The sequence below is a fragment of the Vibrio sp. 10N.261.54.A5 genome (assembly GCF_041471145.1).
GTDB lineage: Bacteria > Pseudomonadota > Gammaproteobacteria > Enterobacterales > Vibrionaceae > Vibrio > Vibrio crassostreae_C.
In genome coordinates this window covers 49,405-71,954 of record NZ_JBFRNU010000054.1, presented here as the reverse complement: position 1 = coordinate 71,954, position 22,550 = coordinate 49,405, and the positions used below count along the sequence as shown (strand labels likewise).

General features: G+C 44.1%; 21 protein-coding genes and 1 pseudogene. 11 read left to right on the top strand and 11 right to left on the bottom strand.

The window, feature by feature from the left end; genetic code table 11:
* Positions 1-9: 9 nt before the first annotated feature.
* Positions 10-906: an EamA family transporter gene (locus AB4329_RS16425; RefSeq protein WP_372133233.1), complete on the bottom strand. Its 897-nt coding sequence runs from the start codon at positions 904-906 to the stop codon at positions 10-12.
* Between the two features lie 103 nt (positions 907-1,009).
* Here AB4329_RS16425 and AB4329_RS16420 point away from each other — a divergent pair, with 103 nt between their 5' ends.
* Both AB4329_RS16420 and cqsA read left to right on the top strand, forming a co-directional pair.
* Positions 1,010-2,392 carry a PLP-dependent aminotransferase family protein gene (locus AB4329_RS16420; protein WP_372133235.1) on the top strand — a complete coding sequence of 461 codons (1,383 nt, stop codon included), beginning with the start codon at positions 1,010-1,012 and terminating at the stop codon, positions 2,390-2,392.
* Between the two features lie 268 nt (positions 2,393-2,660).
* Positions 2,661-3,842: an alpha-hydroxyketone-type quorum-sensing autoinducer synthase gene (gene cqsA, locus AB4329_RS16415; RefSeq protein ID WP_372138780.1), complete on the top strand. Its 1,182-nt coding sequence runs from the start codon at positions 2,661-2,663 to the stop codon at positions 3,840-3,842.
* A 169-nt stretch (positions 3,843-4,011) separates the two neighbouring features.
* Here cqsA and AB4329_RS16410 read toward each other — a convergent pair whose 3' ends face one another.
* The 3 genes from AB4329_RS16410 to AB4329_RS16400 form a co-directional block, all read right to left on the bottom strand.
* The gene (locus AB4329_RS16410) at positions 4,012-6,060 is read right to left on the bottom strand and encodes a response regulator (protein WP_372074011.1); all 2,049 of its coding nucleotides are present in this window, start codon (positions 6,058-6,060) and stop codon (positions 4,012-4,014) included.
* Between the two features lie 256 nt (positions 6,061-6,316).
* Positions 6,317-7,132 carry a TauD/TfdA family dioxygenase gene (locus AB4329_RS16405; protein ID WP_017059123.1) on the bottom strand — a complete coding sequence of 272 codons (816 nt, stop codon included), beginning with the start codon at positions 7,130-7,132 and terminating at the stop codon, positions 6,317-6,319.
* A 310-nt stretch (positions 7,133-7,442) separates the two neighbouring features.
* Complete coding sequence (locus AB4329_RS16400) at positions 7,443-8,342, bottom strand: Vmh family MBL fold metallo-hydrolase (protein ID WP_102393121.1); 900 nt, start codon at positions 8,340-8,342, stop codon at positions 7,443-7,445.
* A 160-nt stretch (positions 8,343-8,502) separates the two neighbouring features.
* Between AB4329_RS16400 and AB4329_RS16395 the strand changes: the two genes are divergently transcribed.
* The gene (locus AB4329_RS16395) at positions 8,503-9,396 is read left to right on the top strand and encodes a LysR family transcriptional regulator (protein ID WP_372138778.1); all 894 of its coding nucleotides are present in this window, start codon (positions 8,503-8,505) and stop codon (positions 9,394-9,396) included.
* A gap of 145 nt (positions 9,397-9,541) precedes the next feature.
* On the top strand, positions 9,542-9,943 hold the full coding sequence (locus tag AB4329_RS16390) for an ACT domain-containing protein (RefSeq protein ID WP_372138776.1): 402 nt from the start codon (positions 9,542-9,544) through the stop codon (positions 9,941-9,943).
* A gap of 106 nt (positions 9,944-10,049) precedes the next feature.
* On the opposite strand, the gene AB4329_RS16385 is transcribed toward AB4329_RS16390, so the two are convergent.
* Complete coding sequence (locus AB4329_RS16385; protein WP_372138774.1) at positions 10,050-11,936, bottom strand: methyl-accepting chemotaxis protein; 1,887 nt, start codon at positions 11,934-11,936, stop codon at positions 10,050-10,052.
* A gap of 343 nt (positions 11,937-12,279) precedes the next feature.
* Positions 12,280-12,996 carry a DUF1826 domain-containing protein gene (locus AB4329_RS16380; protein WP_372138828.1) on the bottom strand — a complete coding sequence of 239 codons (717 nt, stop codon included), beginning with the start codon at positions 12,994-12,996 and terminating at the stop codon, positions 12,280-12,282.
* Positions 12,997-13,272: 276 nt separating this feature from the next.
* Here AB4329_RS16380 and AB4329_RS16375 point away from each other — a divergent pair, with 276 nt between their 5' ends.
* The 6 genes from AB4329_RS16375 to AB4329_RS16350 all read left to right on the top strand — a co-directional run bounded on the left by AB4329_RS16375 (position 13,273) and on the right by AB4329_RS16350 (position 18,857).
* Positions 13,273-13,845 (top strand): YceI family protein, encoded by a 573-nt coding sequence (locus AB4329_RS16375; RefSeq protein ID WP_372138772.1) that lies wholly within the window; start codon positions 13,273-13,275, stop codon positions 13,843-13,845.
* 321 nt (positions 13,846-14,166) lie between these two features.
* Positions 14,167-14,862, top strand: coding sequence for a VC0807 family protein (locus AB4329_RS16370; RefSeq protein WP_017065484.1), 696 nt, complete (start codon positions 14,167-14,169; stop codon positions 14,860-14,862).
* A gap of 355 nt (positions 14,863-15,217) precedes the next feature.
* Entirely contained in the window at positions 15,218-15,493 is a 276-nt protein-coding gene (locus AB4329_RS16365; RefSeq protein WP_017059113.1) for an HU family DNA-binding protein, read from the top strand.
* Positions 15,494-15,518: 25 nt separating this feature from the next.
* Positions 15,519-15,662: a hypothetical protein gene (locus AB4329_RS16360; RefSeq protein ID WP_017059112.1), complete on the top strand. Its 144-nt coding sequence runs from the start codon at positions 15,519-15,521 to the stop codon at positions 15,660-15,662.
* A gap of 320 nt (positions 15,663-15,982) precedes the next feature.
* Complete coding sequence (locus tag AB4329_RS16355; protein ID WP_136974869.1) at positions 15,983-16,885, top strand: VirK/YbjX family protein; 903 nt, start codon at positions 15,983-15,985, stop codon at positions 16,883-16,885.
* 268 nt (positions 16,886-17,153) lie between these two features.
* Complete coding sequence (locus AB4329_RS16350) at positions 17,154-18,857, top strand: FAD-dependent oxidoreductase (RefSeq protein ID WP_065583695.1); 1,704 nt, start codon at positions 17,154-17,156, stop codon at positions 18,855-18,857.
* 166 nt (positions 18,858-19,023) lie between these two features.
* On the opposite strand, the gene AB4329_RS16345 is transcribed toward AB4329_RS16350, so the two are convergent.
* The 3 genes from AB4329_RS16345 to pnuC form a co-directional block, all read right to left on the bottom strand.
* Positions 19,024-19,704 (bottom strand): Crp/Fnr family transcriptional regulator, encoded by a 681-nt coding sequence (locus AB4329_RS16345; protein ID WP_017072032.1) that lies wholly within the window; start codon positions 19,702-19,704, stop codon positions 19,024-19,026.
* Between the two features lie 125 nt (positions 19,705-19,829).
* Positions 19,830-20,558 (bottom strand): nucleoside phosphorylase, encoded by a 729-nt coding sequence (locus AB4329_RS16340; protein WP_372138770.1) that lies wholly within the window; start codon positions 20,556-20,558, stop codon positions 19,830-19,832.
* Positions 20,559-20,566: 8 nt separating this feature from the next.
* Positions 20,567-21,301: a nicotinamide riboside transporter PnuC gene (gene pnuC / locus AB4329_RS16335; protein WP_017065475.1), complete on the bottom strand. Its 735-nt coding sequence runs from the start codon at positions 21,299-21,301 to the stop codon at positions 20,567-20,569.
* Between the two features lie 364 nt (positions 21,302-21,665).
* Between pnuC and AB4329_RS16330 the strand changes: the two genes are divergently transcribed.
* Positions 21,666-21,869 (top strand): hypothetical protein, encoded by a 204-nt coding sequence (locus tag AB4329_RS16330; RefSeq protein ID WP_017059106.1) that lies wholly within the window; start codon positions 21,666-21,668, stop codon positions 21,867-21,869.
* A gap of 42 nt (positions 21,870-21,911) precedes the next feature.
* On the opposite strand, the pseudogene AB4329_RS16325 reads toward AB4329_RS16330, so the two are convergent.
* Both AB4329_RS16325 and AB4329_RS16320 read right to left on the bottom strand, forming a co-directional pair.
* Positions 21,912-22,040, bottom strand: a pseudogene (locus AB4329_RS16325) (ABC transporter substrate-binding protein); the annotation flags it as partial.
* Between the two features lie 34 nt (positions 22,041-22,074).
* Complete coding sequence (locus AB4329_RS16320) at positions 22,075-22,524, bottom strand: PaaI family thioesterase (RefSeq protein ID WP_372138768.1); 450 nt, start codon at positions 22,522-22,524, stop codon at positions 22,075-22,077.
* Positions 22,525-22,550: the final 26 nt, after the last annotated feature.

The window sequence follows — 22,550 nt, the reverse complement described above, 5'->3', positions numbered from 1 at the left end:
TTTCTTCAATCACTTTTGCTTGGCAAGTGTTTGTGTCGCTTTGGTATTCGTTACATTCGCAGGTTTCACAATCAAACCAATTCCGACAAGAAACAGTATTGATGCAACAACCTGAGCCACAGACAGCACCTCATCATACATAAAGTAACCGCTAATCAATGCGAAGATAGGCACTAACAAGGTTAACGGTGCGGTCGTACTTAAAGGGTATTGGATTAGCAGCTTATTCCATACCCAATAACCAAATAGCGTGGTTGGGTAAGCCTGAAACAGCACCGCAATCGTCGTGTTCCAATCCCATTGTGCGATGCCCTGCCAGATAATTTGGTCACCGTGTAACATCACGGCAAATAACACTAATGGTACTGGAGCAAACAGCATCCCCCAGACATTGAACGCAAAAGCTTGAGTGGTTTTCGATGCCTTAACAATCACGCCCATCAAGGTCCAACTGCACGCCGCAATCATAATCAAGATCACGCCATTAACGGTGACATTACCCGTAGCTGCAGATACCAATACCGCCAACGCACACATGGCTAGCATCGCACCCATTAATTTACGAACGGAAGCACTCTCCTTGAACACCCACACGCCAACCGCCATGCCGATTAATACGTTGGTTGAAAGCAAGACCGATGAAAGCCCAGACGACAAACCCGCGGTGATCGACCATGAAGCCATACCCCAAATTCCCACACCGAACACAAAGCCATAACTGACTAAGTAGCGCCAAGCGACATTAGGTCTCGCTACAAAAAATATCACTGGAATCACCGCTAGCGAGAAACGCGCGGCGGTTGCCAACAACGGATGAACATTAGTCACACCCATTTTGATCATCGAGAAGTTGAATCCCCAAATCGCCATGACGAATACCGCTAACAACAAATCATTTCTTTTCATACTGACCCCTCCTTTGTTTTAAATGAGTATCCCTTGAACAATAAAACCAGTACAGATACAATTTTTACATTAAAAACCAGTACAGTTAACAACGGTCGTGACAATGAGTATCTACAGAAAGCTAGCCAATCAGTTTATCGATGAGATAGAAACCGGCAAAAGACCGGAAGGCGGACGCATGCCTTCGCTGCGTCAATTGGCCAAGCAACAAGCCATCAGCATGTCGACCGTGGTCAGCTGTTACCAAGAACTGGAATCACAAGGCTGGATACATTCTCGACCGCAAGCGGGGTATTTTGTCTCGCCTCACAAGCCGTCTCACTCAACGCCTGAGTGGGTACAGTTTGAGAGTAAGATATCGAGTGTTAAGCAAACGTCATCGACTCACAACTCAATCAATGGGCCTTTAGGGGTTTCGAGCACCACTAATGATGAGCAGTCGATCGTTGAATTGGAACGAAGTTTTCGTCGCGCTATTAAACGGATGGGAAGTAGGCTCAACCATTACCCAGATACACAAGGTGAGCCGATGTTGCGACAGGCATTATCCACTCACTTCGCCAAGCTCGATGTGCACTTTTCACCTGAAGAGATGGTGATTACGGCTGGCTGCATGTCGGCGATAAAAGCTGCACTTGAATCGTGTACCAAAGAAGGCGACACCATTGCGATTAGCTCTCCTTGTTTCAACGGAATTCTGGAGTTACTCGGAAAGATGTCACGCCAGATCATAGAAATCCCATCGCTCGATGATGGTGTCGACTTGCAACAACTGGAAGCGCATTTGAAGAACAAGCGAGTCGATGCCGCGATCTTTTGTACTTCTCATATGAACCCTCAGGGGATCAATATGTCGGCTGGTCAAAAACAAAGGCTTGCCGAATTAGCGAATCAATATCGAGTGCCGATCATTGAAGATGATGTGTATCTTGAACTGTCCTACTCCTCACACACACCACTTCCCGCGAAATACTATGACAAAGGCGGCTATGTCTTATGGTGTGGATCAGTATCGAAAAGCTTGTCACCGAGTTACCGTTTGGGATGGTGTTTGCCGGGGAGGTTTATCAACGAGTACAAGGCTCAGTTCTCAGTTGCGAGCTACGGCGTTGCCCTGCCTACTCAACTTGCCGTTGCTGACTTTATTGAATCTGGTCAATACGCTAAGCACGTCAGGAGAAGATGCTCTCAGATCTTGTCTTTGCGCCAGAAATACCTAAGTTATTTGTCTCAGCACCTTCCTCAAGATGTGAAGATAAGTAACCCACAAGGTGGCATGGTGCTTTGGCTGCAAATCCCAAGCTTGAACCAGTCAGCCTTTGCTCAGGGCATTACCGAGAAGAACATTGATATTAGGCTTGGACACCTGTTCAGCACTCTCGACCTTTACAGTAATTGCTTACGCATCAATATTGGGTATTCGTTAGAGGGTGAAACTAAGCAGCAATTGGATGCCTTAATCGAGCTTATCCACATTCACAGCTAACAGCCCGTAGCCTTTCAAAATCAGCTTTTTTAAAGCCTTTCGAACACCGAATTTTAATAGCCTTTTGTCATAAAAAAGAAGGCTATTATTCCTATCTTGATTCGGTTAAAGCCCCGAATCGTAAGGAAACCCACTCGCCTCAAAACCCTTAAATGCTGAGTTTGCAAGCACCCACAAATTTATGCAACTTGGCTAATGACACATCACTTTTTATCGTCAATATACAGCCGTCAGCGCTGGCGTTTTCCTGTATTTGAAGAGAACTATTATGAGTGATAAAACAAAAAACAAACCACTACCTTCCTTTATCGAAGAACGCTTGAACTTCTATATTCAAGACCTGATTACCCAGAACCAAAGCCAAAAGCATTTGGTATTGGGTAAACGCCCCCAGCGCAGTGCCGTTGTGATGCAGAGCAATGATTACCTAGCGCTGTCACACAACAAACAGATCCAACAAGCCCATCAAGCGGCGATCTGTGAGCACGATGACAACGTGGTGATGTCTGCCATTTTCTTACAAGATGATCAGTCTAAACCTGCGTTCGAAACTGAGCTTGCGAACTATGTTGGAATGGAGAGCTGTTTGCTTTCTCAATCGGGCTGGGCGGCCAATATTGGGCTATTGCAAACCATCTGCCCACCGGGCACACCTGTGTATATTGATTTCCTTGCACACATGTCGCTATGGGAAGGGATTCGGGCTGCCGGCGCAGTTGCTCACCCGTTTATGCATAACAATATGAATCACCTACGCAAACAGTTAGAACGCCACGGCTCAGGCGTCATTGTTGTCGACTCTGTTTACAGCACAATCGGAACCATTGCCCCACTACGCGACATCTACGAAATGGCGCAAGAGTTTGATTGTGCGGTCGTCGTTGATGAATCCCATTCACTGGGTACACATGGAGAGAATGGTGCAGGCTTAGTGCAAGCATTGGGGCTCACCAACCAAGTCGACTTCATCACCGTTAGCTTGGCAAAAACCTTTGCTTACCGCGCTGGGGCAATCCTTGGTCCTAAACAACTGTCTAGAACCTTGCCGTTTGTCGCGTACCCTGCGATTTTTAGCTCGACGGTGTTACCACAAGAGGTGGTTCGTTTAGAGAAAACGTTGGAGGTGATCAAAGGTGCGGAAGACAAACGAAAAGCCTTATTCAATCGGGCAAAATCGCTGACTACGGGGCTAAAGCGAATTGGCTTTAATATCCGCAGTGAGTCTCAAATTGTAGCGCTAGAGTGCGGCAATGAAAGAAACACGGAGCGTGTGCGTGACTTCTTAGAAGAACGTGATGTGTTCGGTGCGGTTTTCTGCCGCCCTGCTACTGGCAAGAACAAAAACATCATCCGTTTTTCAGTGAATGCCGACATGACGCCAAGAGACATTGACCATGTGCTCACGGTTTGTCACGAAGCGTACCATCACCCCGAGTTAGAGTTCGTGTAACCTTTTTCGAACCATATTATAACCAACACCAACGGCAGGACTGAATGGACGCTATCATGTCGCGATACAAAAAGAGCCCAGCGAATTGCTGAGCTCTTTTCTTGTGTTCATCTGTTTATCTGTTTATCTGTTTATCTAGTTCAGCTGGATAACCGGACGGTGCAACAAATCAAATCCAGTGAGCAATTTTGTCGAACAGTCGGTTTTTGTCTGCCGGTTTGACGATAAAGTCTGACATGCCTGACGATTCCATTTTCTCTAAAGTGACTGGCGAGCTGTCACCCGTGTGAGCAATAATTGGCACTGAAGAGTATGCTTTGTTAGCGCTTCGAATTCGACGAGAAGCTTCAACACCGTCCATGATTGGCATCTCGATATCCATCAGAATTAAATCAATATCATCGCTATCCAACGCGTCTAAGGCTTGTTGCCCATCTTCTTTCTGTACGACATCAAAACCCTGCTTTTCCAATAACATTGCCGTAAATCGGCGCAGAGATTCGTTGTCATCGACCACCATGATCGTGCGCTTATTGGTAGCCTCTAACGGTTTTACAGAAACTGATGGCATCACATAGTTGGAGTCGAAAAGTAAGCGTTCGATGGTCGCCTTGGTATTCAGTAGCCAAACTTGTGTCTCCACCCAAATAGGCTCGAAAGAAATGTTACGTACACGCTTGATAGGATGACGCTCATACAAGTAAATGATTCGCGCCTCAGTGAACGAAAGTAACGATTCAATCTTATCGAGGCAATTGGCTCTTAAATCCAAGCTCTCCATATCAACGAAAATCAAGTCGAATTCGAACTGGTATTCCTTATTTTTAAGCGCTGATGCTACATCCAACACCGTGAGCTCAAACCCCATAAAACGGGCTACCTCAGTCATTTTATTGGTGAGAACTTTCTGGTCACTCACCATTAGCACAGTCTTAAGTTTAGTCAGTTCATTCTTGATTTCTTTCACCGAATGGGAAGACAAAGACGGAAAAGTCATCGTGAACTGTGTCCATTGATCCACTTCAGACTGACATTTAATTTCACCACCAAACGAGCGCATTACCTTCTGACAAAATGGCAAACCTAAGCCGTAATTACCCGATTGGCCAGTAGTATAAAAGTCCTGAAAAATGCGTCGAATCACATCATTTGAGATGCCTGATCCGTTATCGGTAACCATTATTTGATTGGCCACTTCATCACTAGACATGGTGACATGAATATGAAAATCTTCAGGGCTGCGATGGTGGAATGCGTTCTTGAACAAGTTATACATCACGTACTTCAACAAAGTGTCGCTACCCAAGAAATCAAAGTTACTCTGTACGTCTAAAGAGATTGCTGATTTATCAGCAGAGCGCTTGTAATTGAAACTGTCTATCGCATCCTCAACCACCGCTTGCGCTGAATGCTTCTTAAACGTAGATCGAGAAACTCGGTTTTCATCAATTGAAGTCAGTAACAGATCTATCGTTTCGTTACCGGAATGAATGATCTCCATCGCTTCATCGCCCACTTCACGCAACTGAATCACTTCTTCATTGCTTAACGCATATTGCCCTTTTTGATCGCCACTTTTAGGGTTCGGCAATATGGACTGCATGACATCAATAGAGGTAAGTAATCCGCTTAGAGGGTTTCGCATCTCATGGGCAATACCCGCACCAAAAGACTTCGCCAATGACACCTTGTTTTCATGTTCCACCTGATTGCGGAAGTAGAACAAGTTGCCGAATAAGTAGATAAACAAAAAGATTGGCACATGCGTCCAATCCATTGTGAGTTCGAGGTAGAAGCCTTGTGCAATCCAAGCGCACAAGGTAGCAATCCCAATACCGGCAAAGGTTTGTGCAAACATCACTCTCGTCACGTGCACCAATAAAATATGGAGGAAAATAGCCGACATGAATGACATAACCCAAACGTTGGACCAATTATTCATTAGCAGCATGTAGAAGAAGAAACCTGGCAAACAGATAGTTACGGCAACTTGATAATAAGCCGGAAGGTATTTTCGCCATTCAAATGGGACGCGATTGCGAAATATAATGCCAAAGAACAATACCGAGCAAAACAGGCGAAGCGCTAAGTTTTCGTAGGGTTGCGGGAACAAAAACTCCCACACAATGTAGTAAATTGGGAAGCCGACAAAGCCCATCCAACCCACGAGGGTTAAATTCGGTTCTGCGTACTGGTAAACTTTACGAATCGCGTTCATACGAAATACTTTGCTCTCTAAGCCCTGACGTTTATTAATTCTATGATTTGGTTTTTATACTTATATTTTGGCGCCGATTATATTACACATCACGTCCGAGCAGTGAGGTTTCAATCAAATATGTACCAACGCATTTGTTTTTATTATTAAGCGTAGATGAATGATGCACCCTGCTGACGCTTAAATTTAAGTACGAGTGCTTGGTTCAGGGATGGGCATGCGCGGTGTTCTTTTGATAACTGTGTTCAGCTTACCGCTATGTCACTGTTACTCGATGCATTTTTCTTGGAGTATCCCCGTAATCTATCACTGCGTAATGTTGCGTTACCCTGTTATCCCAGATCGCCATTGAGCCGTTGTCCCATTTGAAACGAACTTGAAACTCAGGGCGTCTCGCAATTTCAAACAGTTGGCTGAGTAAAACATCACTCTCTTTGCGGTCGAGTTCGTTGATATAACGAGTAAACTGTTCATTGATACAGAGCGTTTCTTTATCCGTTTCAGGATGAACTTGAACAACAGAGTGAACCACTGGCGGATTCTCCTGTGCTGTTTTAATCAAGGATTTGTGCCAATCGAGATCAATGTCTTCTGATTCTATACCTTCAAAGGCCACAAGCGAATGAGTCGCCGACAACCCTCTCAACTTAGCTTTCATATCTTCATGTAGAGATTCAAAAACCGCAGTCATAGAACACCAGATAGTGTCACCACCAATGCTTGGAATGTGTTGAGCATGCAACAGGGAAGCTTTCGACGGCAAGCTGCGCCACGTTAAGTCGGTATGCCAATAACTTTCCTTTGGCGCATTGCCACGGGTTGTTTCAATCACACTCACCTGTGGCGCACTTTCCACGCGAGGGAAGAAAGGATGTGCAGGTTCTAACGTTCCAAAGCGCTGTGCAATCATCAAGTGTTGTTCTGGAGACAAAGTCTGCCCGTCGAGAAAGATCACTTGATGGGCAATAAGTGCCTGATACACCTTATCGAGTTCATCAGCACTGCATGTAGAAAGCTCTAGTTCGTGAATACGAGCGCCGATGTGAGGAGTAATGGGTTCTATTTTCAACATACTTTCGCTTATTGGTGATATTGAGTTGCAGGGCGGATCTGGCTACTAGGCTAATCTGACTACTAACTGTAAACCGGGTAAATGTTGATTTTCTTTCTCACTTGAAATAGAAAGTCGTCTCTCCGAAACAAAAAAAGAGCTCCTAAGCTGGAGCTCTTTTCGTTTTTTGATACTTCCTGTATCCATAGACAAGTCCAATCTGTAGTACTTTCACTGAAAGCCAGATCATCGATATCTCCAGTTGTGTATCACCAATAAATCTAGCATACAATCTTCAGACTGTTCTGGGACACAACCGAGATAATCAACTCTAGTGCCAAGCCATCTCGCCGCTTAGCACTTTCGCGCCAAGTTCTAAATCGCCTTCCGTAGCCTCAAATTTCGGGTAGGCTTTCTTCATGTAATCACTGATCTCGACCGATGTTGGATTACTTTTGCTCGCCAACGCTTTTTCAATATCAGCCACATAATCCTTCGTGAAGTGAACTGCATTTATTCCTGTTGGCATTTCACCTAAATAGTGACCCGGAATTACAACCTCTGGCTCTAGTGCTTTCATACGCTCCAACGATTGTGACCACTGGCTACGAATCTCTTTCGATGCAGTATCTGCCATCCATACATGCACACCGCTATACACCGACACGCCACCAAACACCGTTTTTTCAGACGGAACCCATAGGTAAGCTTGGTGTGTATTTATCTCTTTCACTTCGATGGTTTCACCTTCGATGCTTAATGTTGTGTCGTTCATCACCATTGGAACAATCACCTTAGAGGGCGCGTTGCCTTCTAATATAGGCCCCCAGTATTCAAGCTTTGCATCTTTGGTGCGTTTGATATGCGCGACAACGGCTTCACTGGCAACGACTTTAACGTTAGGAAATGCCGAAACTATCGGTTCCAAACCAAAGTAGTAATCTGGGTCGCCGCTGCTGATGTAAACCATCGATAATTTTTTGCCTGTGGCTTTGATTTGCTCCACCAAATTTTGTCCGTCTGCGACACTGAATTGTGCGTCAAATAGAATCACTTCTTTCTCACCCGAAACCAATACCGAGCTTGCAGGGAATATCGCGTTCTCACCGGGGTTATAGTGAGTGATGTTCAGATCCACAGCTAAAGCAACACTTGATGCCAGCACGGTTCCTAGGCTTATGGTTCCTAAAAGCATGCTTTTTAATAACAGGTTTTTCGATAACGTATTCATGGCTTTATTCCGATACTTGGAGTTGAACACCTGCCAACTCGTTGAATGTCCAAATATCTTATTTGATTGTTTTTAGATGAAATAGATATCAAATTGACTTTAACTATTGCAGTTTTCGGACATATACTGAGGTCGGTTTAATTCTCTAGGCAATAAAACAATGGATAAACTCGAGGCAATGAATGTCTTTGTCACCATAGTGGAACGTGGCAGTTTGAGCGCAGCGGCAGAGCACCTTGATCTATCACGAACCAAGGTCACTCGTTATTTGGGTGAGTTAGAAACATGGATGGACACACGCTTGCTTCACAGAACAACACGAAGCTTGAGTTTAACCAGCGCAGGTAAAGAAACACTTGAGGTCGCCAGAGAACTTTTGGCACTGGAAACATCCCTAGCTGGGATCAGAAACCAAAACCGAGAGCATTTAAAAGGTCAGCTGCGTATTACTGCGAGCTACTCGATTGTCGATAGCTTCTTGATGGAATCAATTAGTCGCTTCATCGCCAAATGGCCAGAGGTTTCTATCGACATTATCTCGACTGATCAGACCGTCAACCTGGTTGAGTCACGCATCGATTTGGCCATTCGCATAACCAACGAACTGACGCCCAATATTGTCGCGAAGCAGATCGGTGAATGCCGCTCCGTGATTTGCTCATCGCCTCAATATCTAAAAGAGAAAGGCACACCCACAGAAGCCCAAGATCTAGCGCACCACAACTGTTTATCGTTCAGTTACTTTGGCAAAACCGCTTGGACGTTCAATGGCCCCAATGGGCTCGAATCGGTTCCGATTAAAGGGAATATCAGTGCAAACACCTCAGAGGTTCTGCTTTCTGCCACACTCAAAGGCAACGGTATCTGTTTACTGCCCTTCCCTTCAGTGGAAACCTTGATGCGTGATGGTCTATTAGTGCCACTGCTTTCTGAATGGCAACCTAAAACGCTCGGTGTTCATGCTATTTATGGAACGCGTAAACAAGTCACACCGCTGTTAAGAGCCTTTATCGACCATTTATCTGACGAGATGGAACAATCGACAAGTTGGTAGAAGTACGATGCCATCACTAAGGAGGAAAACTTGCCATTAGTAAAACTGATGCAGAATTAAAATCATTAATTTTACTTAACTGTCAGTTGCTTCTATCGTGACTGCATACATCATCAATTAGCTTATTCACGCAGGGAAACTGACTATGGCTGCCATTACCGACCTAGACCTTCTACTGAAATCCATGTCACCAGAATTAATCGACGGGAGCTATGTTTTTTGTACTGTAGGCGGGGGATTGGCAGACTATGTTCAGCTCAATCCAATCTCGACTTTTCGTGAGAAAGAAGGTTTAACACTGGTTCTGAAAGAAGACGTTGCGACCAAAGCTCAGCTAAACTTCGACGGTGTATTTAGCCTTATCACTTTATCGGTACATTCGAGCCTTGAAGCGGTTGGATTAACGGCGGCGTTTGCGACAAAGCTTGGCTCTTACGGCATTAGCGCTAACGTGGTTGCGGGCTACTATCACGACCACATCTTCGTTCAAAAATACAAAGCAGAAGCTGCAATGAGTGCGCTGAAAGAGTTTTCAGAAGTAGATTAGTAAAGAATTCGATTACTCACAAATACAAAAAAAGCGACGTAATCTACGTCGCTTTGGCTTATTGCTTAACGTGCACTCACTGATCAGGCATCAGTGAGCGAACCAGTTAAGCAAGCTTAAAAGTCGCCACTTTGTCACTTAAGCCAGCGGCTTGGCTCTTAAGTTCGTTCGACTCAGTTAAGCTGTCCTGTGCGCCCACAACTAAGTGGTCGGTAACATCTTTAATGGTCGTCACGTTCTGGGTAATTTCACCCGTCACATGTGTTTGCTCTTCAGCAGCCGTCGCGATTTGAGTCGCCATATCGCTGATCAAAGCAACTGCAGTATTGATCTCTTCAAGCGCATGCGAAGCTCGATCGGCATCTTCTACTGAATGTATTGCCAACTTAGAACTGCTCTCCATCAGCTCAACCGCCTGAGCTGTCGTGCGTTGCAGGATATCAATCGTTGATTTGATCTCTTCTGTTGAAGAGTGAGTGCGCTGCGAAAGCACACGTACTTCATCAGCAACCACAGCAAAGCCACGACCTTGTTCGCCAGCACGAGCCGCTTCAATCGCAGCATTCAAAGCAAGTAAGTTGGTTTGCTCTGCAATGCCTTGAATCGTTGCGAGTACAGTCGAGATATCTTGAGCATGCTTGTTAAGTTCGCTAATCACACTACCCGCTTCATTAACTTCATTGGCTAGGTTATTGATTGAACCTTTGGTATCCACAACCAGAGCGTGACCACTGTTAGTGCTTGTCGCTGAATCTTGCGCCGCTTTTGCTGTTTGCTCGGCATGCGATGCTATCTCTTGCGTGGCGCTCGCCATTTCAGTTACGGCCGTCGCGACCATAGTGATTTCTTGCTGCTGATGATTAAGCTCATCCACCGAACGGTTCGCACGCTGAGCACTTTGCTCTGACTGGCTGTTTAGCTGTTCTGACTGCCCACGGATATGGCCAATCAACTGCTGTAAGCTTCCAACAAAGGTATTGAAGTTATGAGCCAACTCGCCCACTTCATCTTGGTTTTCAACATGAATGCGTTGAGTTAAATCACCACTACCATTCGCGATTTGCGCCAGTGCTTGAGAAACGTGGTTCAACGGGCGGAATAGAATCGTACACAACAGGTTAAACAGTATAGTACATACGATCACCACAAGTAGCGTCACCAACACTTGACCAATCACTGCATCAAATAGTGGCGCAACCAGAGAGTCATGGTTAACAACGCTCACAGTAATCAGGCTCGTTCCATCAATCGCACGTGCGTACAGAACATAGTCGCTACCATTCAACTCGATAGAAGTGTCTTTACCGCTAGTCAGCGCCTTTTGTACGTCCGCAAAATCTAACCCAAGTGAGCTGATATTTTTGTTCAGTAACTTGGTGTCAGGGTGCGTATAAACCGTGCCTTTATTGGTCGCGATGAACATGTAACCTTCACCCGGAAGAATCACTTGCTCTAGGCTATTAAGAATGTCGGTAATTTCAACATCCGCGCCTAACACAACCTGTTGACCATGTAATTGCATGGCAGTACCCAGCGACACAACATTCGCCCCAGTTGCAGCTGCAACCGTTGGATTATCCATGAACACCTTACTAGGGTTTGCTACCGCGTTGGTGTACCAACCCCATACGCGTGGATCATCATTGCCCGGTGGCAACACAACACCGTTCGCGTTCTTTTGCGAACCATCAGGAAATGCCAAGAAGACATTATCAAAAGAGGCTGAGTCACGAACCTGTTTTAGATGAGTCACCAAGCTTTCTTGTTTGGACTCTTTCGAAAGAGAAGTAAGCGCACGCTCTTTGGATAAGATCCAATCCGATACATATTGATTGTACGAAGCCGATGCGCCCTCTAAGCGCTGTTCAACTTCAATATCCAACCTTTGCAGTGAAGCACGAAAAGACAATGCCTCGACCAAAATCCCCCCCAGGATAATGGCCATACTGGCTGAAATCGCCAGCTTATTTTTAAGCGAGAGTTTCTTGAACATAGGAAACCTATAATTTGGAAGTAATAAACCGTGGCGAACAAATTGATTGCCAAAGCGGTTTGCAAGCGGGATATATTTTACGCTTTAAAATAAATTAAGAAACCGATGAGGAACTGAAATATTGATATATGTGAGTAAGTGCACGCATCGTAACCCATTGATTTAGAGAATGGTAAACTCTAAATTTTGAATTAATGTGCTAAACATGGTCAGCTGATGAGTGTCTCTGTTTGAGAATAATAACAGCACAGATCGCGCCATGCCGTTAGCTCATTAGGAAGGTATTTAAATGAGTTGAACGTCTGAATAGAAACAGGTTGCGAACTAAATAGTCAAAAGTTGATCAACCAAAGTCCAACGTTAACAGCAATCGTGTTTCGTCAGATGAAGTGACTGGTGAACGGTGAACAAGGCCTCTATTCTCATTGCCACTCCAACGCTCCCCTTTTAATAACGCAACATCACCACTGGCCATTTTCTGGATGTCAGATTCGTCGTTGTACAGGCCTGAAACAGAATCAGGCTTTCCGTTAGCCCCTAGCCCTAGCTTAGAACGGTCGACTAAGTCGTTTGGCAACCATTGAGTCGCAACACCATGATAAGTTGTCACCAAGCGGCAAGGCACTTGATCAAAATGGAAACGTGGGCACATCGCTTTATTCAGAACGGCTAAACGTAACCCGACTTCTTCAAGCTCAAACAAACAACAGAACATATCCACCAGCTCTGCCATGTTTTCTAACAGCGCTTTAGAGGCGGTGCCATCGGTGGCAAATTCCAACTTATCGAAAGCATTTTCAGGTGACACGCTAACAGACTCACTAAAGTTTGGATTCAAGGCGATAAATTCACTAATTGCCGTCGTTAAGCCTTCATCAAACTGTCGCTGCCATACCGCTATATTAATATCACTTTGGTAGATATCCGCTAATACCGTTGGCTGCTCAGAAGCACTCGAGCTTGGCTTGTGATTTGCCTTATCCTGAATACTCACAGCTGAACTAATGTTGAGTGGCTGGCTGCTATTGGTAGCCAAAGGCTTGGTTAACACGGCATTCATTACGTCGTCTCCTTGATACATGCTCATCGCTCCCCTTTTACCAACAGAATAATTATTCTTGGCAAGAGTGATTTTAGTTGTGTTATAACATAACTAAAAATAAACAAGTCACTTCGTCGATCATGATTCCAGTAATACAGCGACGCTCTTCTTTTCCTGCGGTAATTTTTCGAATGCTGAACTAAGCTTCTCTCAATCACTCTTTCCAAAAAGTCATTTTAAAAACGTACGACTCAAGAACGTAAACCTGTGAATTCATCAATCTGGTGACAACTTATGAAAAAACTAATCTCTACATTCGGCCTCCTATGCACCGTTATCTCCGCTCAATCTTTCGCGGAGTCGGGCTACACATTAGATCCGAAGTTATCGAACATCACATTCGCGACCATTAAAAAGCAGTTTGTTGTCGAGCCCGCATCCATCAAACCTATGTCTGGAAGGCTTACCGAAGAGGGCCAGTTTTCAATAGTATTGGACTTGAAAAGCGTGAGCACCGGAGTCGCTATTCGTGACCAGAGACTGAATGAACTCTACTTTGAATCGATGACTTTTCCTGAAGTGAAGATCTCTGGGAAGGTTGAACCGTCGATGCTATCTGGTGATCCAAAAAGAACAACAGTAGCAGCGGAAGTTACTTTACACGGCGTAACCAAAACGATCGACTTCCCAGTTGTGGTGGTTCCATCCTCAGGGTTTGTCATGGTTAGCTCAGCTTCGACAATCATCGTCAACGGCGCTGATTTTGGGATATCTACAGAGAATCTAAACAAACTTTCAGCGACCGTGGGTGGATTAGCGATTTCCGACCAAATCCCTTTGAGCTTTAACCTACTTTTCGACGAATAATGGGCTTATAACTCTTCCTTTCTATTCTCCCTCATTTCACATTCATCAATCGTTTAAGAGCGGTGAATGTGAGTAAGAGTACGCGACAACGCAATAAACTGAATTAGGTTTGAATAAACTAAACCAAAATTTCCACTCGATTTCCCCAAGTCGGCCAGATAAACATCCCTCACAAAGTATTAAATTGAGCGTTATATAGGCTCAGAGATGTCGTTGATGTCACATGTCGTTACACAGCATGACGCCTTAAGGCTTTACATCTTGGGCGAGGTAAACAACAATCCCTGAGAATAAATCCATAACATAATGTATTTAGAAATTATGAGTAACACAGAAAACAAAAAATCGAGTCCTCTTTTCGAAGTCGTGTTTAACGTCTTTCTTCCTTCATTCATTTTAATGAAGTTCAGTGGAGATGAGCTTCTCGGAACAGGCTTAGCATTACTTGTCGCACTAGCCTTCCCTATTGCTTACGGTGGCATGGAGTTGATCCGCAACAAGAAGTTCAACTTCATCGCTGCGCTCGGCTTTGTAAGCGTGCTATTGACGGGCGGTATTGGTTTCTTTGAGCTAGACACTCGTTGGTTAGCACTAAAAGAAGCATTAATCCCTGGTCTAATTGGTTTGGCGGTTCTTGGCTCAACCTTCACCCGCTACCCGTTTATCCAGAAAGTTATCTTCACACCGGCCCTGTTAAATATCTCTCTTATTGAAGAGCGCCTAAAGCAGTTCGGTAACCAAGCAAAGTTTGATCGTTGTCTAATGACATCCAACTACCTATTCGCGAGTACTTTCGCATTTTCTTCAGCTATGAACTACTTCCTAGCGACTTGGATTGTGACTAGCCCTGCTGGCACCGCTGCCTTTAATGAAGAACTTGGCAAGCTGACACTTTACAGCTACCCAGCAATCGCCATCCCAAGCATGCTGATGATGTTAGGTATTTTCTACTACATTTGGCGTCAAGTTCGCACGATGACATCACTAGAAACAGAACAAATTTTTATTACTAAATAGTTCTGAATTAACAAATCGCTCTGACAGCACAACATGAAGCCCAGCAATTAAGCTGGGCTTCTTTGTTTTTACTCTTTCGTTATCCACGTGATAGATGACAGCTTCGATTTGGATTATGAATCGAACGGGCAACCCTAATGCTCTTTTCTCAAGTAAATTTGGGCAACATGTCTATAAACCAATAATAATCAATGAATTGCATTGATTGAACCGACAGATGCTTTTATAGTCAATTCTGTTGGTTACTTTACAAAGCTCTACCCGCTCACTGACATTATTTCAATTGCTGTTGATAAGATCCATAAGCTAGGTGCTAAAGGTAGACGCCAGCCGTACTCAATAAGGAATATAGATTATGAACAAATCTCAATTAGTTGAACACATCGCGACTTCTGCAGACATCTCAAAAGACCAAGCAGGCACAGCACTAAATGCGCTAGTTGAAGGTATCTCTACTTCGCTTGCGAACGGTGATGACGTATCGATCCTTGGATTTGGTAGCTTTAAAGTTAACTCTCGAGCTGCTCGCACTGGTCGTAACCCGCGAACCGGAGAAGAGATTCAGATTGCCGCATCAAAGACGCCAGCATTTAAAGCGGGCAAGGCACTAAAAGAAACGTGCAACCTGTAACACAAAAAACACAAGGAAGATTACGATGACGACTAAGGAAAAAGCGAAAACGAGCCGAAGCAAAAAAGCAGGCAAGTCGACTAAAGCGCAAGCCGAAACGCCTAAGACTCGTCAACGCATTGAAGAGCTTCTCGAAGAGCGTGAACTGGCTAAACTGTTAGAACTTTAGTTTATATAAGAACTAAAGTTTAGGTTTAAGCAAGGTGATAGTTTGTTATCGTTCTAATGCCACTGCAGATTTGTAGTGGCATTTTTGATTTAGGAGCAAGCGCCTCTAATAAATAACATTGATACCCCTCCCCACTAAAGCGACAAACACATCTGTCCAAAATCTGAACGCTAAGTAACTGATTGAGTTACATAGCTATACATATCCATACTTACCCAAATCACCTTTTTCACTATCATCATTTTCTTGTTATTGGTGAGATTATTGGAAGGGTTCATGACACGACTATGTTCGAGCAATCCTTCTTCTTTGAGGTGATTATGAATGTCGTTCGCATGGGGATTGAAGCAAATACCCATAAAAATAAGGGTAAGTACAAAGCGATAGTTAAGTTTACTATTCGAGCCCTGTTTTATTATTCAGCTACTCGAAAAATGAGTAATAATTTCAACTCTGAAGAGAGAAAGTTATTATTTATCAAGCAACCCAACTTCCTTTCTAAATTTGTGACTCCCTACTTATGTACTGGCTTTAGCAATAAAGAAAAGACCGATATCTTATCCAAACACTACGACTGGTTTGAAAACACCTTCGCAACAGAAGCTAGACACCAAATCTATAACGAAAGGCTCAATCTTTTAAAACTTGAGATAGATGACAACGTTTATCTGGTTAATCTCAGCTTCGAAAGAAACGCGAGAAAAGAAGGTGAACTGACAATTTCATTGACCAACTCTCAACTCGAAAAAATGTATACCATTTCGTTTACTGTTTTCGACAACAACATCTACATCGGCGGTATACAGGGTGGCGCCAATGACAATGGATTTAGCCGCACATTCACCAAAGCTTTTTACGGTTTAAGACCTAAATCCTTCATGGTAGAAACACTACGACTGCTCGCTATTAACTTGGGTATCGACAATATCTATGCGGTAAAAGAGTCTGGTCATGTCTCGAACTCATTACGCTACGGTAAGAAAAACAAAGACATCAGCCTTAAATACGACAGTCTGTGGGAAGAGCACGATGGACAGGTGCATGATAACTATTTCTATCGTCTCCCGACAAACCCGAACAGGAAAGATCTTGAAGCTCTAAAACGTCAAAAGCGTAAGTTGTATCGCGAGCGTTATGCCTGGCTAGATCTGTATGAACAAGATCTGAAGAACGTAATCAGTCAGCACATCCGTGATCCTGTTCATTATGCTCATGACAGTTAATTTGGCTAACCTGTACTCGACTCGCTAACGCGTATTACCTTTACTAGCGTGCTTTAGTCTAATCACAGCCCTTGGACCAAACGCTCAATCCCGAGGTGATAGCTTCAAAATAAATATTAGACAATGCTAATTTACATCTTTATAGTATCTAGGTATATCGAAAACTACTCAATCGCCGGCGACCAGCCAGTACTGATCATTAAGAAGATACAAGCTCTATGCTCGGCAATTTGTATAGTTAAACTTAGAGACAGTAATAGGTAAACGTATGACTAAAATTGTAATCATCGGTGGCGTAGCTGGAGGTGCTTCAGCTGCTGCACGCGCTCGTCGTCTTAGTGAAGAAGCCGAAATCATAATGTTTGAACGAGGACCATTCGTCTCTTTTGCCAACTGTGGATTGCCATACCACATAGGTGGCGATATCGAGGATAGAAGCAAGCTTCTGTTACAAACACCTGAAAGCTTCTTAGCTCGCTTCAACGTTGACGCACGAGTGATGAACGAAGTTACCTCTATTGATCGCACCAATAAAACCGTTACAGTCAAAAATCTTGTTGATGGTAATCACTACAGCGAGAGTTACGACTTCTTATTACTCAGCCCTGGAGCCGGTGCCGTCGTTCCTCCCATCTCAGGAATCGATAACCCCCTCACCCATTCACTACGCAATATTCCAGATATGGATCGCATCATCGAAACAATCCAAATGAATAAACCTGAGCACGCGACAGTTGTTGGCGGTGGCTTTATCGGCTTGGAAATGATGGAAGCGTTTCATCAGCTTGGGATCAAGACTTCGTTGATTGAGATGGCTGACCAAGTAATGACGCCAGTAGACCGGGAAATGGCCGGCTTTGCCCATGCGGAGATTCGTGACAAAGGCATCGACCTAAAACTCGGCGTCGCGCTTGAGTCTGTGAAATATATACCTAACGAACACATCGCAAGTTTTGATTCAGGCGAGAGCGAGAAGCACCAACACATAGAGGGTGAATTAGAATTAACACTTAATAATGGCGAGTCATTAACTACTGATATCTTAATCATGGCTATCGGTGTGCGTCCTGAGACTAAGTTAGCAAAAGAAGCAGGACTTCAAATTGGCGAACTAGGTGGTATCTACACCAATGAAATGATGCAGACTAGCGATCCTAGCATCTACGCTGTGGGTGATGTGGTCGAAGAAAAAGACTTTGTCACAGGTGCACAAACTCTAGTTCCGCTTGCTGGCCCTGCTAACCGTCAAGGTCGTATGGCTGCCGACAACATGCTCGGACGCAATGAAATCTATCAAGGTACACAGGGCACAGCTATCTGTAAGATTTTTGACCTAGCCGTTGCCTCAACAGGGAAAAACGAAAAACAGTTGAAGCGTGAAGGCGTCGACTATGAAAAAGTCTATGTGCATACCGCAAGCCACGCTAGCTACTATCCTGGCGCTGAGATTGTCTCGTTCAAGATGTTATTCGCCCCTAAGACAGGGAAAATACTAGGTGCGCAAGCCGTCGGTAAAGATGGCGTTGATAAACGCATTGATGTTATGGCAGTAGCTCAACGTGCAGGTATGACCGTTGATCAGCTTCAACACCTTGAATTAACCTATGCACCACCTTACGGGAGTGCCAAGGACGTGATTAACCAAGCCGCATTTGTTGCCAACAATATTATTAAAGGTGACGCGACACCTATTCATTTCGATGAGATTGCAACATTAAGCGACAACCAACTCCTACTCGATGTTCGTAACCCTGGCGAACTAGAAAATGGTGGCTTTATTGAAGGCGCAATCAACATTCCTGTCGACCAACTGCGTCACCGCATGGACGAACTATCAAAAGACAAAGAGATTGTAATCTACTGCCAAGTCGGGTTACGTGGTAACGTGGCTTATCGCCAACTCGTCAACAACGGCTTTAAAGCACGCAACTTAATCGGTGGTTATAGAACACTCATGTATGCAAAAGCTTAAGGATTAATACTTAGTCGCCGGTAATGGTGCGCGGACACTTACGGGCTAGTTGCTAGTTGCTAGTTGCTAGTTGCTGAGAGAAAGTCGCTCATAAATAGATGCGAGTAGTTAATAGTAAACATTGAAAAACCGAGCTTGGCATTTAAGTAAGTGCCAAGCTCTTTTATTATTCGTAGGAGTCAATAAAAGCTTGCAGTGCTCGCTGATCGACAATTTCTAACCCTTGATCTCCTTTTCTGATGAAACCCTTGTCTAATAGGTCTTTAACCGCTCTTCGATACACTCTGCTCGATGTGCCAAAACGTTCCGCTTCTTGATTCACTTTATCGAAACCGCCTAACACAGTATTTGTCTGACTTTGAACCAATAAGTCGTAGGCAATGTTGTAGGTAATTGAGTGTAAAAGACGATTAGTGTAAATGCCCATAGAGTCTTGATAATCTTCCGCTAATGCAGAGGCGAAAAAGAACATCATCTCCGGATTTTCATGTAGCGCTTCTGATAGTTTCTGGATACAAATAACATCAACTTGCATGTGTTCATCAGCCACTACGTTCCACTGACAAGGGGTCTGCGTGAAAAACTCCATCTCACCGAAGATATGATAATCACAATTCACTTCGCCCAATTGAAAGCGTCGACCATTAGCCGCCGAAATACTCATAGAGACTCTTCCAGCGGGCACTACATAAAGATACTGAAGCTGCTCACCTTGACGTAGGATTTCATCATTTTGATTGAAGTAACGAGAGTTAACTTGGTGTTGGTAGATGAGATCTCTAAATTCAGAGCTTTTTTGTTCTAAGTAGTTTTTAAAGCGTCCGCTTGAGTATGGTGCAATCTTCATACTTACTCTCTCATTGCATTACTGCTGTTTATATTCAAACGATTGTAACCACTTAAACCACAGGAGAGAACCCAATAAAAAAGCGACGGTCTCCCGTCGCTTTCGTCTTGCATTTATTCAGGCTCTTATTGAGTAATTAATGCTTCCAGTGCCGCTAATGACGCTAGCCGCTCTCCTTGCATCATTACCTCTGCCTCATCGACATATTGCCCAACGCCCTCCTTTACATCTTGTTCGTACAAGACAACATTGTTCAAGATAGAAGCGACATTAAGCCCTCTCAAGCGTCCCACGGTAAACAGCGCGGATGTTTCCATGTCTGCACCTAAAATGCCTTTGCCATTCCAGTACTGACAAAGCGCCTTCTCGTCATCGGTATAAAAACTGTCGTGTGAGCGTACCGTGCCCAAATAGTAAGGTGTTGTTTGCTGCTGCAAGAACTTGTCTAGCTCTTTAAGCAGAGAGAAGCTTGCATAGGCGGGATACGACGGCTTAACGTAAGCGGTAGAACCACCCTCATCGCGAACCGCGCCCTCTGCAATAATTAGCTCACCAAGCCCGATATGTGACTGCATCGCACCTGCAGACCCTACTCTGATGATATGAGTCACACCACACAACTTAAGTTCTTCTACCGCAATGATCATTGAAGGTGCGCCAATGCCCGTGCTGCAAACTGATATCGCTTTCCCTTGATGAGTTCCAGTGAAGATTCGATATTCACGGTTTTCAGAGACCAGTTCAGCATGTTCAAGCAAGTTAGCGATTCGATTCGCTCTATCTGGCTCACCACAAACAATAACTAACGGAGCAATTTGCGTTTCATCAACGCAGATATGAGGTTGCTTTGCCATCTTCACTCCTAAGAAGCCGTTGCTTGAGTTAACGATTTATCACTGTTTCGTTTAGCTGTGCGTGCCCACTCACGAGTACCGTTTGCCGCAATAAACATTAAGATTGCGTATTGAACAGACATTGCGTACACACCCTGCGTCGCATAAATACCAACGCTGATAATGTTAATCACAATCCACAGTATCCAGTTTTCAACATACTTACGTGTCATAAGAACTTGAGCAACAATAGATAGAATGGTCATCGTGGCATCCCAGAATGGGAACGCATCCGGTTCAAGCACTGGCTCCGCTAAATCCGCACCAAATAGATTCAGGCTATCTACCGCGATGTTTGCTAGCGCAAAAAAGAATGGGTCGATGTACATAGTTAGCAAAGCAATAGAAATCGCACACGCTGCGGCCGTTGCTACTAATTTATTTTGGCTCAACCAACGAACTTCTAGCGTTTCACCTTGCTCATTAGGACGTGTCCATGCGTACCAACCGTAAATGTTGGCGCAAAAGAAAAAGAGTTGTAGAAGTAATAGTCCGTATAACTGAATTTGGAAAAAGATAACCGCGAATAAGGTGACATTCAGCAATCCGAACAGGTAGTTAATGGTTTTTTCTTGGCTTGCAAACCAAATACACAACAAACCAAACACGGTGCCGAATGCTTCAATCCAGCTCATTGCGTAGCCATCCCCTATTGGGATATTGACTAAAGTATTGTTGATATCAAGTAGGGCGAATAGGTCCATAGATGTGTCCTTTATTATTTGTTTTAGTGGCACCTATTTTATTGCGCCTCTCCAAATAAAAAGGAGGACATTTGTCCCCCCTAGAATGCATGCGATCATAAATCAGAATATTAAATCCGGAAAATCAATTGCACGGGAAGATGTCATAGCCCTCCCACAGTCTCGAACTCGAAACTCCAGCACCAGAACAGCCCCCTTCCAAAAACGAAATTTTAGCTTACTGGCTTTAAGCTGATATCGCGTTGACGGTTACGTTTGAGAAGCGCATGATTTTATTTCGATCAGAATCGTTGTCTGGCGTGTTAACCGTTTAACCGCCCTAAAACTCGTTCTGTGCAACGTACTCAATTGAATGGCAGGTCACATGAATAAAGTAATTATGTTAGTAATGGGGCTGCTTTTTACCAGTCGATTGTTTGCCAGTATTGTTCCTCATGTTGGTCAACTTGAGCATGATGCGCCTATTCTCCTTCGCTCGGCATTGATTGTAGGGGTTGCGGCTTACGCGGTTTGGAGTGCATTTAAATACTTCAAAAAGATCAAGGCCTCAGATTCAGATCAACTGTAACGGCGAAAGTCCAAAAGCTTTTGAATAAGCCTCTAATTTCGATTACTGATCTGCGAAATAATCGACCAAGATTTTACGCCACTTTCGTGACTCACGAATCTTCAACAGGGCGCGGTTAATCTCTTCTTCGTACACGTTATTTTCAGTGATTATGAAACCGTAGTTGGACTTTTATAACTGATAAAACAACACCGCTATACCAAGCTTAAGTTTGATAGCTAGAAACTGACATAAACTGACTTTGTGCCGACGAACATAACTTTCCGCACTGAGTAATTTGGCTTTCTAGGAAGTAGATATTACGTCTACTTTTCACCCATTGGGCACGAACTTCCAGTTCTTGACCAATCAAAATCGGATGATGAAAACGAGAGGTTAAACTCACCGTCATCGCCTTGATATCATTCTGAAATAGACAATGCAACATCGCGCTGTCATGCAGTGTAGTGACAATGCCACCCTGCATAATGCCATCGTAGCCCTCAGCTTTATCTGTTGGTACAATCTTGGCCCTGGTTTTATATTTAGCTACTGCCTCATGCTTAGTTAAAGTCTCATGCTCGCCAATAGCTTCAAAGAAAATGGCGCTGTCGTTGAAAAAACCTTGGCTGCACACTTGGCAACGCCGATGATTGTGGGGAATGAAAACCTTCATACTTACCTTTACCCTTAGATTGCTAG